Origin of the sequence: Malonomonas rubra DSM 5091 (genome assembly GCF_900142125.1) — a bacterium.
Lineage (GTDB): Bacteria > Desulfobacterota > Desulfuromonadia > Desulfuromonadales > Geopsychrobacteraceae > Malonomonas > Malonomonas rubra.
The window spans coordinates 85,222-103,306 of record NZ_FQZT01000010.1; the positions used below are offsets into that span (position 1 = coordinate 85,222).

An 18,085-nucleotide genomic window follows, 5' to 3' on the forward strand; every position below is an offset into this window, starting at 1 on the left:
CGGCCTACAGCGCCTTTAACAACTGCTTCGCTTGTGCAGCATCGTCTTTGTTTTCAGCATCAACGATCTGTTGCAGCAGTTCTTTCGCCTCAGCCTTTTCTCCCAATGCCTGCTTAGCCATTGCCAGATGAAGAGTGATCGTCGAAACCTGCGGCAAAAGCTCATGTGCTTTTGTCAGCAGATTTGCCGCGTCCTTGTAACGTTCGTTTTTCAGAAGAACATAGCCGAGAGTATCCATGACCCGCGGATCGCCAGGCTGTAAACGGTAAACTGCCATTGCATGAGTCAGTGCCTCTTTTGGCTCACCAAAGTTTGTAACCAGAAGATAGGCAAGATTATTCAAAGCCAGAGCATTATTCCGATCATACCTCAGAGTCTTGCGATACAACTCCAAAGCCTCCCCTTTATCGCCAACTCTTTCCTTGATAGTCGCAAGAGAAGCATACGCATCTGGGAAGCGCGGCGCTTTGTCGATAATCCCCTGATAAATCTGCTCCGCCTGCTGTATACGACCTGCTGCATCGAAAATCTGTGCAAGACGCATCAACAAGCGTAATGGGTTCTTCGCTTTGGAGATTCCTTCCTGCAAAGTCTCGACAGCGCCCTTCCCATCCTTTTTCGACAGACTGACAGTTGATGAAAGCAGGTAGGGATACTCAAGCTCAGGAGATTTCTGCAAACTTTCGGCGACCAGGCTCTCCGCTTTAGCCAACTGATTATTGGCCAGATAGAGGGCTACAAGTTGAGCAGTGCCCTGCTCCGGTGATAAGCCCGACAATGAAATAAAAGCCGACTCTGCCGCCTCAACGTTTTTCTCCTGCTTGTGCAGTGCTCCTTTCAGCGCCAGCAAGGGAGCCGAAGCAGTATGCTGCTGGAGGGCATTATCAACCGTTTCCAGAGCACCATTGAAATCACGCTTCTTTACTTTATATTGGGCTGCTGCGAGAGAAGATTGTTCATCACCGACAGCCTCGATCCGGCCAAAAACCTGATCAACCTTGTCGCTCTGCCCCTGCACAGCATATAGGGATGCCAATCCGAGATACGCTTTAAGATTATCGTTCTGCTGTTCTAAGATTTGATTATATTCAGTTTCAGCTTTTGGATATTCCGCCTGTGAAACATAGTAAGAAGCCAAGTTGAAGTAAGGCGTGAGATAGTCCGGCTTCACCTCTTTGGCCTTATTTAAAGCTGCGATCGCCTCATTCGGTTTTTTCTGAGAAAAATATGCAGCAGCGAGATAGTTGTTCAGTAATGCATCCGTCGCAGAGCCATTCAACCCGGTCTGGAGAGTTTCGATAGCAGAAGAGTAATTTTTCTGCCGCAAATAGTGTGTAACCAGCATCAAGCGGCTGTTCAGTACCTCGGGTGCGGCGTTAACCGCATTGACCAAACCGGCCTCTCCAAGTTCCCCCTCACCTTTCGCGAGATGAAAAAGACCCTGCTTCAAGTGAGCGTCAGCCATAGAGGGGTCGAGCTCTGTGGCAGCCTCAAGCTCCTCCATGCCCTGGTCATACTGGCCGGTAGCCAGATAAGCGCTGCCAAGAATGTTGCGCGCATAGGCATTCTCAGGGTCTTTGTCGAGAACCCGTTTGACTTCGATGATGGCATCGTCGATACGCTTCTGCTTGAGCAGTGTCATTGCAACCAGCAAGCGGGCGCGATCAAAATCAGCACTGATATCAAGGGATTTCTGGAATTGGCTGAGAGCTTGCTCATACTGCTCTAAAGAGAAATAGGCCATACCGAGGAAAAAAAAGCTGAGTGGATGCTGTTCGGTCTTTAACGCTTCCTGCAGAGGAATAACAGCTTCTTCAAATTTGCTTTGTCGATAAAGCAACATCCCCTTCAGACGGTTGGACGCTGCCTGCTTGGGAAATGATGTGGCAAGTTTTCCGACAGTCGCTTCTGCAGCTACCATGTCACCAAGATCCATCTGCAGAATACCGCTCATATATAGAGCCTCAAGCTGCTTGCCATCGACAGTCAACAAGTCCTGATAAACTTTGAGAGCTTCCTCACGCTGGCCAGCCCTGTTTTCAATATTCGCCAGCAGGTAATAAGCTGCAATGTTTCCGCTGTCGATAGAAAGGACCTCCTGAAGATAGCTACGAGCCCTATCGAGATCCTTTTCCTGCAAAGCAACCTTGGCAAGATTTATACGGGCATCAGTTGATTTTCCATCCAGCTGTAGCGCTTTACTGAAAAATGATTTGGCCGAGCCAAGATCGCCTGAAGCGCCATGCGCCAATCCATAAAGAACTGCGGACTCAGCGGTTTCTGAATTAGCAGTGTGATATTTATCAAGTTCAAGGAGAGCTTTTTCAGGCTGTCGCTGCTGAATATAAACAGTCGCCAATTTAAGCTGTGCACCTGTATTGGAGGGGTTTTGGTGTAGAACTTTTTGAAACTCTTTTTCGGCACGTGAAAAGTTGCCACTATTCAAATAGGCATCAGCCAATTCAAAACGTGCGTCAACATAATTTGCATCTTTTTCCAACGAGCTTTTGTACAAAACGATGGCCCCGCGGAAATTGCCCTGATCCCGAAGCCGATTACCCTCTTGCAACAACTCTTCTTTCGTCTGACTGCTACAAGCGACCAACAAAAAACAGATGAATAAAAAAATTACGCGCACAATTACCCCCAAATCATTACGGCCTACTGAAAATTTCTATATTTTTTAAAGAGATATGGCTAGAAAACTGCTTGTCCCCCAAACGCTCATCAGAAAATGTGAATAGAAGTATTGACGAAAACAGAGTAAATTGCAAGCGCTAGATTTTGTCATATTCGAATGTACAGTGCCGAAATCAAGATCCTAAAAAGAGGAAAGATAAGAATATTCGATTATTATTTAATCTGTATTAGCAAAAAGAGCTCTCTTTACCAGATGAAACAATACTTATGATATGCTAACCTTAAGCTTAAAAAATTGTGAGGAAATCCTTAAAGACACAGAGTTTCAAATCTTTTATGCCAAGGTAAAAGATTTCCTCTCTGGACATTGAAAGCAGGACTCTATAAATGAATTATCAAGATCTGATTGATGACGAGTTTTCACGCAACATTGGCTTGCTCAGCGAGGAAGAACAAAAAAAACTTCTTTCTTCTCAAGTGTCTGCTGTCGGCGCCGGTGGTGTTGGTGGCCTTCACATTCTCACTCTTGCCCGTCTCGGAGTCGGCAAATTTCATATAGCAGATCCGGACACCTTTGAGGCTGCCAATGTCAGTCGCCAATTTGGTGCCTCGAAACGAAGCTACGGAAAAAACAAGGCTGAAGTCTTGGCTGAAATGGTACGTGACATCAATCCACAGGCAGAGATCAGGGCTTACACTGAAGGCGTCACTGACGACAACCTTGATGAATTCCTCGATGGCTCAACGGCCCTGGTTGATGGAATTGATTTTTTCCAGTTTGAGATGAGACGTAAGCTCTTTATACGAGCGAGAGAAAAAGGAATTTACGCAATCACCTGTGCTCCTCTCGGCTTTGGCAGCACTCTGCAGGTTTTTTCACCGCAAGGGATGGATTTCGATACCTATTTCGGCATCAGGGAAAACGACCCTGACGAGAAAAAACTGGCAGCATTCGCTTCTGGCTTAGCCCCCTACCCTTATCATCTTAAATATCTCGACCTTTCCAAGGTCGACATGGCAGCACAGAAAGGCCCTGCCGTTGCTCCGGCCTGTACCCTGGCGGCGTCACTACTAACAACTGAAGCTGTTAAAATCATCACCGGTAGCCAACCAATCTATCCAGTACCACACTACATCCAGATAGATATGTACCGCCGCAAACTCAAAAAAGGTTTTCTTCTGTTCGGCGGTAAAAACCCGATACAGATGTTAAAAACCTATCTTATTTATGAAAAGCTTAAAGAAAGCATGAAGGGCAAATGAATATGCTCAGACCTTTATCAGCCTTACTGATCTTCCTGTTCTTCATTCCCAACGGCTACGGCTCTGCCACGATCACTCCTGAGCAGCTCGCTCAAAAGGTTTATGATCGCTACGTTGGTGATGACATGCAGGTGAAAGGCACGATGGAGCTCATCAGCAAAAAGGGGCATTTCCGTAGCCGTGATTTCATTTCTGCACGCAAAGACAAGGGCGAAGAAAGGATGCAACTGATCCGCTTTACCTCTCCCGCAGACATCAGAGGGACTGCTTTCCTGACGATCGAGCAAGAAGGCAGCAGCAAGACAGAGCAGCACCTCTACCTTCCAGCGCTGAAAAGAACACGCCGCATCGTCGCCAGCCAGCAAGGACGCAGCTTCGTCAACTCTGATTTCACCTATGAAGACATGCAGCGCCACCCGGTGGATGACTGGACCTACCAGATCGAGGGGGAAGAGAACATCTTGGGGCGGACCTGCTATATTCTGACCAGCATCCCGAAACCAGAGACGGACACCCAGTACAGCAAGGTCACTTCATGGATCGACAAAGAGCACCTGATTGTGCTGAAAACGCTTTTCTGGGATGACAAAAACCGCCAGTCAAAAAACTACAGGGTCAACACGTTTGAGATTGTCGATGGGATCGCCACGGAAACGAACGTGCTTATGACGGATCTTCAGTCAAGCCACCAAACCCGTCTCACAACGCAAAAAATAGTTTACAATTCAGGCTTGGATGATTCACTCTTTACTAAAAGAGCCATGGAAAAATAACTGGTTGTGAAAATGAAATTTAATTTAATAAAAGTTTATCGACACTTCAGAGTCCTTTTTGGTTACTTGGTTTTTTCGCTATTTTTCCTGCCAGGGGTTTGCCATGCAGCACAGCTTGAAGATATAAAGCTTGAAACAGACCCTACAACGACTGAAATAATTCTCATCCTCGATGAAAACGTTCGCTTCACACAGCACACACTTGCAGCCAAAGGTCGTTATCCCGATCGCTGCTACATCGACTTGTTCAGCACAAGCAGAAGCCCGTCTCTGCAATCGACACCAACGATTTCCAGTCAACATGTCGAAAGGATTAGAACCGGAGATCACGCAACAAAATTGCGCATTGTTTTCGATCTCAAGCAACCGCACCCTTGCACGGTCACAACCTCCGAGGAACCATTCACAATCAAGGTCAGTTTCTCATCTCCACTAGAGGCGACCTCAGAAAAGCTCCTTGAATCGACTGAAAACAGCGAAGCACAAGACATCCCTGCAAATCATTCGGTTCCAGCTCAGGAACCGAATGACAGTGAAATTGAAGCCCCTACCACATTGCCCAATCTTGCTGCAGATAGTGAAGAAGAGCCCGTTTTCTTTTTTGCTGGAGACGAGTCGCTGAAAAGCAACAAACCTGACATCTGGGGCTGGGTTAAGTTTTTTGCTGCTCAAGACACAAATGAAGATGATGCCGAAGATCATCACCTCTCAAGAGCACGAGGAAGACTTGGGGCGGACTGGCAAAGGTCTCTTTCAAACGATCAGACCCTCCTGGCTAAAGGCTCGATCGATGTTGACAGATTATTTTATGATGCCAACGAAGCCGATGACGAAACGGAATTCAAGCTACACGAAGCCTACCTCCAGCTAAACGGACGAAACTGGGATATATCGTTCGGTAAACAGCGGGTTCGCTGGGGCAAAAGCGATCAACTCTCACCAGTCGACACCATCAACCCGCAAGACTTCCGGCAATCTCTGGCTGTCGATCTGGAAGAAAGAGCGATTCCTAGCTGGATGCTGCGCTCACGTTGGCATGGGGATTCATTTGGGCTTGAGACGGTTGTCCAGCCATGGTTTGAACAATCGGAAATAGACTATTTTGATTCTGACTGGGCCCTTTTCCGCAACCTGCGTCAAGCGATCAATGACAACCCATCTATAAACCCATTGTTGCAGAATTATGCATCAACCCTTTATGTCGATGACAACAAACCGACAAAAAACCTAGAAAACATATCAGCCGGACTCAGATTGAAACTGCAGACAGAACAGACAGATTTTGCTGTCAGCTATCACTACGGCTGGGAGACGCTGCCGACAATCGAACAGTTCTCGGTCGGTGGGATCAACTACAACGGCGATCCTGACAGTGACCTGACAGAAACGGTTGCTTCAATTACACCATTCCCACCAGTGACCAACCGAATCGAGGCGACATACAAAAGGCAGCAAACCATCGGCTTTGAATGGGAGACATCGAGTCTCGACCCATTTGGATTCCGGGGGGAAATCGCTTACAAAGACGAAGTCACCTTTCTTAACAGCACCCTGACGTCCACAAGGAGCCAGGTGACCCATTTGGTGACGGGAGTCGACTACACAACAGAATCAGAGTGGTACTTCAATATTCAGGGCTCATGGCAACACATTCACAGCTACGATAATGACATTCTCTATTTTGATAAAGATACCGTTGCTCTCCTAGGTGAGATCAGCAAACCGGTCTGGCGCGGCAACCTTGAGTTATCGGCCAAATACAATTATGTCATGACCGATAAAAGCAGTTTCGTGCAACCATCAGCAACACTGAAATACTTCCGCAATACCGAACTCGAAATTGGAGTAATGGTCTACAGTGGAGATGGAGAAACACTGCTTGGGTCCTATGATAAGGCTGATCAAATATACGGTATCGTGAAAATTTCTTTTTAATTTATTCACTTTAGGTGTTTATGATTCAGAAGCTTGTTGAACGCAACTGCCAAGCGATCTTTAAATACCCGGCAGTCTATCTCTCAATTCTTCTCATCTTGACAGGGATTGCAAGCTACTATTATGCCACCCTTCCAACAGAAACCTCTGTCGAGTCCTTAATCATAGAAAATGATGAAGACCTGGTTTTCTACGAAAAATTTAAAGAGCAGTTTGGTGAAGATGAGTTCCTGGTCGTCGGTATTCCGGCGGATGATGTTTTTGACCAAGAAATTCTCAAGTTCATTTCAGCCCAGACAGAAAAGCTGGAAACTCTGGATGAAGTCAAGGAAGTTGTCAGCCTGAGCAACGTGGATGACTTTATCGGTTCCGACAGTGACTTCATTGTCCAACCCTTACTCGAATCGATACCGAAAACAAGACAAGAAAAAGAACATCTGCGCAAGCGTGCTCTCGCTAATTCGCTGATCGGCGAAAACCTGCTTAATACAAGCTCGTCGGCAACACTGATTTTCATCCGCCCCGATAGTCGTCCAGACGACCCTCAATACGACGAACGATTAGTCAGCAAAGTCGAACAGATATTCGAATTTTCCACACCACCGTGGCCAGGCTATGAACACCACATCGCAGGCTGGCTGGCCACCGATGTCAACCTGAGCCGCTCAATGACCCGAGACATGATGGTCTTCATGCCTCTGACCTATCTCCTTCTGGTTGTTCTGATCAGCCTTGCCCTGAAAAATCGCTGGGCGGTCATCCTTGCAATAACTAATGTCAGTATCTGTCTCATCTGGACCTTGGCCTTATTGAACATGATTGGTGGTGCCATGAGCCCCATCACATCGATTCTCCCACCATTGATGATGGCACTGGCCGTATCAGACAGTATTCATATTTTTGTCGAATTTCTTAAGCAGGACAGGCAAAAAAACACCATATATGATGCCATACGGACAACAGTAAAAAATCTTGCCATGCCTTGCTTCCTAACTAGCTTTACCACGGCAATCGGTTTTATCTCACTTGCAGTGAGTGATGTTCCGCCGATCCGCAACTTTGGTATCGCAGCAGCGGGCGGCATGATGGCAGAGTTTGCCTTGTCAATGACCATCATTCCGCTCGGTTTGTATTTTTTGAGAAACAAAAGCGCTCTGCAGCAACCATCAGTCACCGACACATCTTTTTTTCACAACCGGCTCTCCAGATTCGCCCAGGCTCTTCCAAACTATAGAAGACAGCTCCTCTGGGGCAGCGCTGCACTTATCGTCATATCGCTCTATCTGACAACACAAATCAAAGTCGAAACCAACCTGCTTGAATATTTCAAACACTCCAGTCCGGTTCGGCAAGCATCAGATTTTATCGATCAGCAACTTGGTGGTGTGGAAACGTTTGAAATCTCCCTCAATGCTGAACGAGAGGATTTCTTCCTGCTCCCCGAGAACCTTCAACTCGTTGAGAAAATAGAAAATTATCTAGAAAAACAAGGCATTGTCACAGATGTTATGTCGATCAATGATTTATTCCGGGAGATGAATAAAGCTTTCCATAATGAAAATCAAAATTGGTACAAGCTCCCCGACAGCCGCGAAATGGCTGCTCAGTATCTGCTGCTATATGATGGAGACGACCTCGACTACCTTCTAGATAATGCAAGACAATGGACACGCATATCGGCCCGTATAACCGAACACAATTCCAGTAAGGTCGCTGTTTACATCGATGAGTTGGCAGGATTTCTCCAAGATGCAACAGAGGAGAAAAAAATAGAAGCCCAAGTCACAGGAAAAACACTGATCGCAAACAAGCTCATCGATTTTATTGTCAACAGCCAAGTACAAAGTCTTTCACTGGCATTCCTATTGATTTTTTTATTGATGCTAAGAATTTTCAAGTCCTGGAAACTCGGAATTATTTCATCAATTCCCAACATGCTGCCTATACTTTTAAATTTCGCTGTTATGGGCCTATTCGGCGTTCCACTGAACAGTGCTACTGCGATTATTGCAGCTGTTGCTATAGGCATTGCCGTTGACGATACGATTCATTTTATCTGTCAGTATCAACAAAATAGGCAAAAGGGAAAAATGGCTGCAAATGCTGTACAAAATGCTATCGTCACCAAAGGCACACCAATTATCATGACCTCCCTCATTATGACAGGCGGTTTTGGTATCTTGCTTTTTGGGAGTTTTGTCCCGACCATCCAGTTCGGTATCTTAAGTGCCTTGATTATGCTGTTTGCCGTCATTAGTGACTTACTTGTGTTGCCTGCACTTTTACTGAAGTTTGATGCCAACTAAAAATCTTTCATGTATCAATCAACCTCAGAGCTTTTAATATTTACTACTATCTAAAATGTTGGAGGCACCATGGATTCACGCATAATAAAAATTATTGAATATGCCATCATGGCCCCCTCGGGTGACAATTGCCAACCCTGGCGCTTTAGTGTCACGGGCAAGCAAATCAATCTGTACAACATACCGGAGCGAGACACATCACTATATAATCTTCATCAGCGTGCGTCTCTAGTTTCTCATGGAGCAGTGCTTGAAAATATCGAAATCTGTGCCCCTTCATTCGGGTTAACTGCAGACATCAGATTATTACCGGACCAGACGGACCCAAATCTCATCGCAACAGCACTGCTTACAGAATGTCCAACGAAAAACCATGAGCTATTAGATACCATCTCAAAACGCCACACCAACAGAGAAGCATACAGTTCTGTCGAAATATCTAACACACAGAGAAAAAAATTGATGACCTTGGGAACTCAAGACGGCCAAGAGGTTTGGTTGAGTCAAACCACAGCCGAAAGAAAAAGCCTAGCCAAGCTGCTCTCATATAACGAGCGACTTGTTTTTGAAATCCACGAATTGCACCAATTCCTTTTTGAACATCTTCGTTGGACCGATGAGGAAGCGATAAAAACTGGAGATGGTCTGGACATCAAAACTTTAGGCTTAAATTCGATTGATAAATACGCCTTTAATTTTTTAAAAAACTGGCAGTTTGTTAATTTGCTGAACAAAGTAGGCTTCTCTAAAATCATTGAATTCAAAGGAAGGCAACTCTTAAATACGGCATCCTCAGTGGCCATTCTCAGCATTACAGGTTCAGAACCAAAGGACTATGTACAAGGCGGACAATTATGGCAGAGATTCCTTTTGCACCTGGCTAAAGAAGGGTTAACAGCACATCCAGTGGCCGGCCTGGCTTTTTTGCTGCAATCTGTGAAAGAGGGATCACTGAAAAATCATTTGAACAACTCCCAACTTCAACGTCTCAATGCCATTCTGAACGATTTGCAACAAATGACTAACTCAAATGATAGCACCCTCCTTTCAATGTTTCGAATTGGGCAAGGGGCAGAGGTGACGCGTGCTCTCAGAAAACCTGTTGAATGCTTTATTGTCAATCACTAACGTATTCACCACATGACCCCCAATTGAAACTGAACAAAACCTACTTAACAGGGTTTTCTGCTTAAATGGTTGCTATCTCCCATTGCTAAAATTTTTAACGCATACTTGTATTCGTTCTAGAGTTCTAGAATCCACATTTTGTCGAACAATTTAACAACCTCCTCAAACAAGAAATCAGACCTGAAAAAAAACCACAATATCAGTGACTTATAAATAGGCACGGCATTTGCTTACAGTTTAATAAAAGATAAATTCATTTATCAATTAGTTGAACTTCACATCAAAAAGGAGAAAAAAATGAAAAAATTTGTTTTAACTGTTTCTGCCTTATTGTTGCTCGCAAGTCCTGCGCTAGCAACGACTTTCACTTGGGACATGTCTTTGGTTGACTACGCTGCTTATAGCAACAGCACTGATGTTGTCTTAGGTGACATTGTAACTTTTGACGACGTGACCGTTTCTGGAGGCGCAACTGTTACCCAGTCTCTTACTGGCGGAGCTGATGACACTATTTTAGATAATTACGATACCTTTACGGAATTCGGCGCACTGAACATCATAGGGTCTAATGTTGACGGAACTGACCATCCTCTGCTGATTGACGATACGACGACGGCTACCTTCGGTGATGCATACGCGTACGTTGTGTTTTCTGGCCTGTCTGGTTATATCTTTGATTATAATGATGGTGGTACAGCAACTAGCATCGCAAATTTTGGAACGGCCCTTCTGGATGACAGCTATAAAATAGCTTTTGATGCTGGCGTTGGTGACATCTTCGTATATCTTGATGACAACACAAATCCAAACGATGGCGCATTGGAACTGGCTGAGCTTGAACTTACTGCAGGCTTCGGCACATCCCCGATTCCTATTTTGGGTAGCCCTGAGGGTCAGTTTGGTCTGACGGCTGAATTTGTATCTGTTCTCCCAGATTTCTGGACGCTGAAAGATTTAGGATTTGATTTTGAAGATTTTCCACTTGGATTGGATAAGATCCTGCTTTCCTCATTCAACCTCGGTGCAACTGCAGACCTGGACTCTTTCACGACTGATGGCACCAACATTATATTTGACGTTGTGAACGAAGGCAGCCTCGTCGTAAGCGCTGTACCAGAACCCTCTACATTCCTTCTCTTGGGTGGTGGTTTGGTTGGCCTGGGTTTCTATGCACGCCGCAAAAAAAAGTAAACTATTAATATATAGAAAGGGCGAATCAAACTGATCCGCCCTGCACAAAACAAAAAACCCCGCTAGTTGGCGGGGTTTTTTGTTTTGTGCATTTGATATCTCATCAAATTTTCGCAAAAGCTAAAGGCAGTTACTAAGCTACCAAAAGGCCACTCAACGAAGCCAAACATATAAAGACCTAGCCAGGGCCTGACTCAATAAAGTCTTCCTTGAAACAAGAATTGATTATAAAAAAACATCCCACCGGCCATGGAAATGTTTAATTTGATAGAAATTAAGCTAGAATATAGATGATCTCGAATTTCAATTAAGCAACATATATATCCGCACTTAAAAAACAGCTTTATGTCCATAGGGGCTACATAAATCACAGGAGCATGTAATGTCTTATTTTACCTTTAGAAAACTGACCCCTGAAGACAGCCTTTTCCCAGAGTTATTTAAACTCCGTTATAGGGTATATATAGAGGAGTGGAAATTCGAAAAGCCAGAAGATCACCCTGGTGGCATTGAACGAAATATTTATGACGACCACGCTGTTCACCTTGCAGCAATCCTCAATAAAGAACCTAGCGTCATCGGAACCAGCAGGTTGGTTCTTGATTCACCCCACGGATTTCCTATTGAAGAAAATATGGAAATAACAGCGGATACTTCCAATATACCTAGAAATAAAATTTGCGAGATTTCTAGATTATGTGTCAGAGGAGACTATTCTCGAAGACGAGACGACAAAGCTTTAAATGGTGATGACTCTACTGGGTCGGCAAAGGAAGATCCTAAGCTAGTCAACCAAAGAAGAGAAGAAAATGATATTGTTACGGGCATATTCAAGTGCATTGCCAAAGAGAGTCGTATTCATGGAATCACCCACTGGTATGTAGGCATGGCCAGAGGCCTAAACGTCCTATTGAAAAGAAGAGGGATAAATTTTGAGGAGGCAGGGCCTGAGATTGATTATCACGGTCTTCGCAGACCATATTTTGGTCCGATCGAGAAAATTTTAGCAAAGAGCAAACTCTTTCTCGACATCTATACAGGAAAAACTGACTTTCCGTATGACGAAAACTCTTTATGATTTCATTTAAGGATGAAGGGATAAGCTTTTAGCAATATCCCTTCATCCTTAAAAGCTTGAAGCATCCGTATTGCTAATATAAAAATTAAGCTGCAGCAACTGCCCTGCCAGCACTGAACGCCCGATAAAGATCATCATTTCCCATGATGATGTTCTCAAGAAGACCAAAATAAGGGGCGCGCATCCCATGATAATCAATCTCTGGGCCGATACGTGGAAAAACAATCTTTCGCCGTTTCAAAATTACAAACAGAGCTCTTGCCATAACAGCATACAAGTGGGTTATCCCTCTATCTCTGCATTCAATCACTATACAGCGAATCAATCCGGCGATCATATCTGCTTCAGGGTTTCCTTTAGCCTGAGTCATGCCATCTCGTTTTGATGTTACTTTTCGCCATAACTCACGACAAGCTTCACTGTTAACGGCAAGTCTTGAAACTTCGCCGATATTGTCTTTTTTTATGTAAGAAGTGTCTTTATCAAACTTAAAATGATTTTCAATTGGAAATCCATCAGGAGATTTGAGGATAAGACGAATTGTGCCAAGAACCTCGTTCGTTTCATTATGGATGGCAGCAAAATGAACTGCATGCTCGTCAGAAACATCCCTCTCTAAGCCATCTGGATAATCTTCAGGATTTTCAAACCCCCTCTGCTCACAATAAATTCGATACCTTAATGCTAGAACATCAGTAAATAATGGATGGTTTTTTTCAATTTTTTCAAATTTGCACTTAGTCATTTATGGCTCCCTTAGGAAGTGTATGATCAACAGCGTTCCCCCTCCAATTTTTAGCACTGAAGACCTTTAAAAGTTATACCTTGTAAAGCTTTTCCCTAAACAGAACATCTATAGAATGGAAAACATCTAAATTCTTCTCATTTAACAAACATAGGTCTTGCTTCGTAAATATATCTCCTGCCCATTACAGCTAGATAATCTAGCTGTTTTAAGAAATGAACTTATTTAAATTAGTGTCTAAAAAGATAATCGAAACGCATATATCAAAACAAATAAAGACAAACAAATTATCAAAGAGCAAAAAAATTTTGAATTTAGCACCTTTCTGACTAATTCTTCAAAGCACCACTAAGGCAAAAAGGCTTTTATTTTGAAATTGAAATCTATATCTTCACACTCATGCTTATACTAAAAACATACATTTTTACCACATTTCACTTAGCCCATCCATACTTCCAAAATATCGATTCACAACTTTAAAAGATGAAATTTTTTAACATAAACTTAGCTTGAGGTCAGTAGGTATTTTATGATTTTAGGTGCTTTTCTCTAATCGAAAACGCCTAAACCCTAGAAAAGTAATGATTTATACAACTTACATAACAATAATATTAATTAATGATGCTTTTTATATAATGAAGATTTTTCGAGTTTGATATCAATCAAATTATTCGTTTGTCTATTTTTAGTAAAGTATCAACTCAAACCACTTGAATATCCATTACTCCATAGTTTAATATACTCTAACCTTCAAATGCTAATTGTGACTTACTGAGGAAAGGGATCTAATATGCCTCTAACCGGCGAACTCGAGCACCTGCCGATTGTTGATGTCATACAGCTGATTTACACATCCCGAAAATCTGGCACTCTAAATGTGTATAGTCGCAAAGGTGAAGGGCAACTGCTGTTCAACCAAGGCTATATTGTAGGTGCGACCCACTCAAACGAGGAGTTGCGCATTGGCCAGATCCTCAGCGAAGCGGGAATTGTCACAACGGACGATCTCGACAAAGCACTGGAAATGCAGCGAGAAGCCGGCGACAGCAAAAAACCTTTGATCGCCACCCTGATCGAATACTGTGGCATGTCAAAGGAAACGGCCTTTAAAGCCCTTGAGACCCTGATCGAAATGACCATCGTTGAGATGATCGGCTGGACCAAGGGGATTTTTTCCCTGGAGATGGAAAAGATCCATATTTTCGACGAATATCGCTACCTGCCAGACCATTTACAGGATCTAAACCTCGATACGCAAATGGTGTTGATGGATGCACTGCGGATCTTTGATGAAAAAGTTCATGCCGGCGAGATCAACCTTGCCGAAGAAGAAGAGGCCTGTGAGGAACCCACAGAGGATATTGAGATCTCCGAAGATATTCTCGGGCTAGCAGATCTGGACAAGGTCGAACGAAAAAAACCGCATGTTTTTAAAAGCCTTCCCGCTTTCGATTATTCAGAGTTGCACCGCCAGATCGTTGAGACTGAACTTTCTCACCTGTCTGACCCTGACAAATTTAAAATCATCGAACTTCTGAGCGAGCTGTCAAAATCCTCAGCAGAGACAGAGAGCACCGGGTCCAGATCTCAAGCGATTGTCATGTTCGGCGATGATTCCTTTGCCCAGCATGTTGTCATGACAGTTTGCCAAAAACATGGTGTCCTGTTTTTCTCAGCTTCGGACAATGATATGTTTCTTCCCCTGGTCGATCGGGCTTGGGAAAAAGACATTGAACCTCTTCTGCTTTTCGACAGCAACGAAATCCCAGAGGATCTGAAAAGTTCAGTCCAGCAAAAATATGGCGAAATTCTTCAAATGATGACCCTGTCAGCCGAATCACAGGGTGCGGACATACAGGGTGAGATAGATTTCAACTCGACTCATCTGCATACAATCTACAAACCGCAAGCTAACAGCGAGTCAGCCTCCTACATCAACGAACTGACAGAATTTATTAACACCGCTCAGAATCATTTACAGCAGTTCTGCAATGCACCCCGCAGGCAACAGTTCATCAACCTACAGAACAGCCTTTATCAACTTAAAAACTGTTCCAAGGCGCAGGATATATCTTTACAGGCGTTGCAGTTCGTAGGTGATTTTTTTGAACGCAGCCAAACGTTGATTATCAGCAAGGGCGAGCTGATTTCAGAACGCAGCATTGGCATTACCAGAGATAAAGCTGATGGAGTTTGCGCAGCGCAAAAAATCAAAGTCCCGCTGGTGGAGAATTCGATCCTGCAAAAAGTTAGAACCTCCGGGAAAATATTCTTTGATTCATGCCGTGACAGCACAATCGAAGAGCACTTATTCCACGAAATAGGCGCTCCTCTCGATTCGAAACTTTTCCTCGCGCCCCTGATTGTCAACAATCGTACCGTCACGCTGACTTATGCTGATTTTGGAAACGAAACAGCATGCCCGGTACCGATTGATCTGGTAGAATTCTTTTTTAATCAGGCTGGGCCGTTTATGCAAAAAGCTCTCGCCGCGAAAACAACCAAGGCCTAAGTTGTAAAAAGGGATCATATGGACATCAAAACACTGAACCAGATTCTTGAGATTGCCTTTGCCAAACGCGTCTCGGATATTCATTTCGAGGTGGACAACCCACCTTTCTTTCGGGCTCACGGGCAATTGTTGCGCTCAAAGCTTCCGCCCTTGAGTCCAGCGGACACAGAGTTTATTGCTGCCCGAATCATGGAGCAGAACAAACGTGATCTGCCGGAAGATTTTAAGGAGTTTGATGCGTCTTATGCACTGGAGAACAGTGGTCGTTTTCGTGTCAGCATGTTCCGCCAGCGTGGCAATATCGGTATCGTCATGCGGGTTATCCCACCTGAGATAGGCAACTTTCAAGACCTGAAACTGCCAGCCGTTTTGTCAGAGATCGTCAAAGCTCCAAATGGGTTGGTTCTGGTGACCGGCCCGACAGGTAACGGCAAATCGACCACCCTCGCATCGATGATCAACCATATCAACGAGAAGTATGGTTACAACATCATCACCATCGAAGACCCGATCGAGTTCCTGTTCCAGTCGAAAAAAAGCTGCATCATCCAGCGTGAAGTCGGTATCGACACAGAAGGCTTCAACCCGGCTCTCAAAGCTGCCTTGCGGATGGATCCGGACGTCATTATGGTTGGTGAGATGCGTGACCTGGAAACCATTGATGCCTGTATCAAGGCCTCAGAAACCGGACACCTGGTTTTCTCGACCCTGCACACGCAAAATGCAACCTCGACCATCAACCGCCTGATCGGTCACTTCCCTCCGGATGCCCAGGAAATTGTTCGGCAGCGTTTAGCCGACATCCTGGTGGCAACGATCTCCTTGCGCCTGGTTGAAGACAAAAGCGGGGAGAACGTCCTGCCGGTCGTCGAGATCATGCGCTCAACAACAACCATTCAGGCCTGTATCCGCGAAGGCAATCTGGACGAGATCGAAAACCACATCGAAAAAGGTAATGCCCAGTACCAGATGCAGTCGATGGACCAACACCTGATCGCTTTGTGCAAAAAAGGGATTATCTCGATGAAGGAAGCGAAACGGGTGTCCAATTCCATGGACCTGGAGCGAAAGTTGAACTTCACTTAAGATTTGTTGAACAGATTCAAACGAAAAAGCCTGTCATTCCGACAGGCTTTTTCGTTTGAACTTAAATTGTAAAGAATATCGACATCAGCAACCGCAACCGCAATTATGACAAACAACCTTATCGCTTCCCGATGGCTCCACTGTTTCAGGAGCAAAAGCAACGCGGTTGATACCACGCTTCAGGTCTTCGACGATATCGAGATTCTGACTGGCGCTGATGATATGGCCGAGGCAATAGCTACCGACACCGGCAGAAGGAAAACTGATCCGCATACTGTTTAGCAGTTCGCCGTAGCCTTTAATCACAGAGGTAAATTCTTCGTCGACACAACGCAGCTCGATGTCGAATTTTTCCAGCTCGGCCTTCATAGCGGCAAGCATCGGCGCCAACGCGGCGGTAACATCCGGATACTTTTCGTATCTCCAGCTGTCGACCGGAATGCGCTTGAAGAAAACAACATCGAGAGGCTTCATCAATCAAGACCCCTGTTCTATCCAGGAGATATCGCCAGAACCTTCACGTAACACTTCAATCTCGTCATCGACCAGACTGATCACGGATGACGCTTCGCCAAGAGAAATGCCGCCGTCGACAACCATATCGACCATCCGCCCCATGAGATCATGGATTTCCTGGGGATCCTGAGGGGTTTCTTCGCCGGAAATATTGGCGCTGGTCGTCACCAGAGGATGACCGAGTTCACGAACGATCTCCTGGCAGATTTTATTTTCAGGGATGCGCACACCAACGGTTTTCTGCTTCGTACTCAAAGAATCAGGGACAATTTTGGTCGCTTCGAGAACAAAGGTGTAAGGCCCGGGCAGATGGCGCTTCATGATTTTAAACGCGAAATTACTGACCTGGGCATAGTTGGAAACTTCGGCCAAATCACTGCAGATGAAAGAGAATGGCTTGCGGCTGTCTCGCTGCTTGATCTGGAAGATCTTCTTCACACCCTTTTTGTTGAAAATATCGCAACCGATGCCGTAGGTGGTATCGGTCGGGTAGATAATCACCCCACCCTGCCGCAAACAGTCCACGACTTGATTGATATGACGACCATGAGGATTGTCAGGATTTATCGACAGTATCATCAGCTTCTCCAGAAAAATAACATAAGGAAATAAACAGGAATTTTACGTAAAGAGTTCCTTTAAAGCAACATTTTCAGGCCATCAACCTTGCGCATTTCTGCGTAAATACTGGTTAGTTGTTGATAATTCTGCAATATCACCAGCACCGAGACCGACTGGTAGGTTCCTTTTCCGCTCGGTTTACTACGAACAGCATCTGCTGAGACAGCAACATGCTTATCCGCCGCGGCCATAACCGCTTGCTTGAACAGGTCGCCCGCCATACCAACCGCCTTGAACTCGTAGTGACAAGGAAATTCAAGTAAATCTTCCGGGTTCTTTTTTTCCGACATC

14 protein-coding genes are annotated in these 18,085 nt (G+C 44.8%); 9 read left to right on the forward strand and 5 right to left on the reverse strand.

Translation table 11 applies throughout. The features are described 5' to 3' along the window. Positions 1 to 4: 4 nt before the first annotated feature. Positions 5 to 2,638, reverse strand: coding sequence for an XrtA/PEP-CTERM system TPR-repeat protein PrsT (prsT, locus tag BUB13_RS13310; protein WP_072909257.1), 2,634 nt, complete (start codon positions 2,636 to 2,638; stop codon positions 5 to 7). 389 nt (positions 2,639 to 3,027) lie between these two features. Here prsT and BUB13_RS13315 point away from each other — a divergent pair, with 389 nt between their 5' ends. The 7 genes from BUB13_RS13315 to BUB13_RS13345 all read left to right on the forward strand — a co-directional run bounded on the left by BUB13_RS13315 (position 3,028) and on the right by BUB13_RS13345 (position 12,314). Next, entirely contained in the window at positions 3,028 to 3,903 is an 876-nt protein-coding gene (locus tag BUB13_RS13315; RefSeq protein ID WP_072909258.1) for a ThiF family adenylyltransferase, read from the forward strand. Then, entirely contained in the window at positions 3,900 to 4,676 is a 777-nt protein-coding gene (locus BUB13_RS13320; protein ID WP_084092108.1) for an outer membrane lipoprotein-sorting protein, read from the forward strand. Before BUB13_RS13315 ends, BUB13_RS13320 begins: the two co-directional genes overlap by 4 nt. A 12-nt stretch (positions 4,677 to 4,688) precedes the next feature. Next, positions 4,689 to 6,611 (forward strand): DUF1302 family protein, encoded by a 1,923-nt coding sequence (locus tag BUB13_RS13325; protein ID WP_072909259.1) that lies wholly within the window; start codon positions 4,689 to 4,691, stop codon positions 6,609 to 6,611. Between the two features lie 20 nt (positions 6,612 to 6,631). Continuing rightward, on the forward strand, positions 6,632 to 8,917 hold the full coding sequence (locus BUB13_RS13330) for an efflux RND transporter permease subunit (RefSeq protein WP_072909260.1): 2,286 nt from the start codon (positions 6,632 to 6,634) through the stop codon (positions 8,915 to 8,917). Positions 8,918 to 8,986: 69 nt separating this feature from the next. Continuing rightward, positions 8,987 to 10,045 (forward strand): hypothetical protein, encoded by a 1,059-nt coding sequence (locus BUB13_RS13335; protein WP_072909261.1) that lies wholly within the window; start codon positions 8,987 to 8,989, stop codon positions 10,043 to 10,045. 297 nt (positions 10,046 to 10,342) lie between these two features. Further along, positions 10,343 to 11,236, forward strand: coding sequence for a PEP-CTERM sorting domain-containing protein (locus BUB13_RS13340; protein WP_072909262.1), 894 nt, complete (start codon positions 10,343 to 10,345; stop codon positions 11,234 to 11,236). Between the two features lie 382 nt (positions 11,237 to 11,618). Continuing rightward, positions 11,619 to 12,314, forward strand: coding sequence for a PEP-CTERM/exosortase system-associated acyltransferase (locus BUB13_RS13345; RefSeq protein WP_072909263.1), 696 nt, complete (start codon positions 11,619 to 11,621; stop codon positions 12,312 to 12,314). Positions 12,315 to 12,399: 85 nt separating this feature from the next. On the opposite strand, the gene BUB13_RS13350 is transcribed toward BUB13_RS13345, so the two are convergent. After that, positions 12,400 to 13,059, reverse strand: coding sequence for a PEP-CTERM/exosortase system-associated acyltransferase (locus BUB13_RS13350; protein ID WP_072909264.1), 660 nt, complete (start codon positions 13,057 to 13,059; stop codon positions 12,400 to 12,402). Positions 13,060 to 13,849: 790 nt separating this feature from the next. On the opposite strand from BUB13_RS13350, the gene BUB13_RS13355 reads away from it, so the two are divergent. Beyond that, positions 13,850 to 15,571: a DUF4388 domain-containing protein gene (locus BUB13_RS13355; protein ID WP_072909265.1), complete on the forward strand. Its 1,722-nt coding sequence runs from the start codon at positions 13,850 to 13,852 to the stop codon at positions 15,569 to 15,571. A gap of 18 nt (positions 15,572 to 15,589) precedes the next feature. After that, entirely contained in the window at positions 15,590 to 16,657 is a 1,068-nt protein-coding gene (locus BUB13_RS13360) for a type IV pilus twitching motility protein PilT (protein ID WP_072909266.1), read from the forward strand. 84 nt (positions 16,658 to 16,741) lie between these two features. Here the strand turns inward: BUB13_RS13360 and BUB13_RS13365 are convergent, their stop codons facing one another. From BUB13_RS13365 to BUB13_RS13375, 3 genes are read right to left on the reverse strand one after another with little or no spacing between them, the layout of a single operon-like run. Beyond that, positions 16,742 to 17,131 carry a hypothetical protein gene (locus BUB13_RS13365; RefSeq protein ID WP_072909267.1) on the reverse strand — a complete coding sequence of 130 codons (390 nt, stop codon included), beginning with the start codon at positions 17,129 to 17,131 and terminating at the stop codon, positions 16,742 to 16,744. Positions 17,132 to 17,134: 3 nt separating this feature from the next. Beyond that, positions 17,135 to 17,752 carry an L-threonylcarbamoyladenylate synthase gene (locus BUB13_RS13370; RefSeq protein WP_072909268.1) on the reverse strand — a complete coding sequence of 206 codons (618 nt, stop codon included), beginning with the start codon at positions 17,750 to 17,752 and terminating at the stop codon, positions 17,135 to 17,137. 59 nt (positions 17,753 to 17,811) lie between these two features. Beyond that, complete coding sequence (locus BUB13_RS13375) at positions 17,812 to 18,084, reverse strand: YbeD family protein (protein WP_072909269.1); 273 nt, start codon at positions 18,082 to 18,084, stop codon at positions 17,812 to 17,814. Position 18,085 lies beyond the last annotated feature (1 nt).

Coding starts and splice junctions, on each gene's coding strand:
- BUB13_RS13315 (WP_072909258.1), top strand. CDS start 3,028: ATGAATTATCAAGATCTGATTGATGACGAGTTTTCACGCAACATTGGC.
- BUB13_RS13320 (WP_084092108.1), top strand. CDS start 3,900: ATGAATATGCTCAGACCTTTATCAGCCTTACTGATCTTCCTGTTCTTC.
- BUB13_RS13325 (WP_072909259.1), top strand. CDS start 4,689: ATGAAATTTAATTTAATAAAAGTTTATCGACACTTCAGAGTCCTTTTT.
- BUB13_RS13330 (WP_072909260.1), top strand. CDS start 6,632: ATGATTCAGAAGCTTGTTGAACGCAACTGCCAAGCGATCTTTAAATAC.
- BUB13_RS13335 (WP_072909261.1), top strand. CDS start 8,987: ATGGATTCACGCATAATAAAAATTATTGAATATGCCATCATGGCCCCC.
- BUB13_RS13340 (WP_072909262.1), top strand. CDS start 10,343: ATGAAAAAATTTGTTTTAACTGTTTCTGCCTTATTGTTGCTCGCAAGT.
- BUB13_RS13345 (WP_072909263.1), top strand. CDS start 11,619: ATGTCTTATTTTACCTTTAGAAAACTGACCCCTGAAGACAGCCTTTTC.
- BUB13_RS13350 (WP_072909264.1), bottom strand. CDS start 13,059: ATGACTAAGTGCAAATTTGAAAAAATTGAAAAAAACCATCCATTATTT.
- BUB13_RS13355 (WP_072909265.1), top strand. CDS start 13,850: ATGCCTCTAACCGGCGAACTCGAGCACCTGCCGATTGTTGATGTCATA.
- BUB13_RS13360 (WP_072909266.1), top strand. CDS start 15,590: ATGGACATCAAAACACTGAACCAGATTCTTGAGATTGCCTTTGCCAAA.
- BUB13_RS13365 (WP_072909267.1), bottom strand. CDS start 17,131: ATGAAGCCTCTCGATGTTGTTTTCTTCAAGCGCATTCCGGTCGACAGC.
- BUB13_RS13370 (WP_072909268.1), bottom strand. CDS start 17,752: ATGATACTGTCGATAAATCCTGACAATCCTCATGGTCGTCATATCAAT.
- BUB13_RS13375 (WP_072909269.1), bottom strand. CDS start 18,084: ATGTCGGAAAAAAAGAACCCGGAAGATTTACTTGAATTTCCTTGTCAC.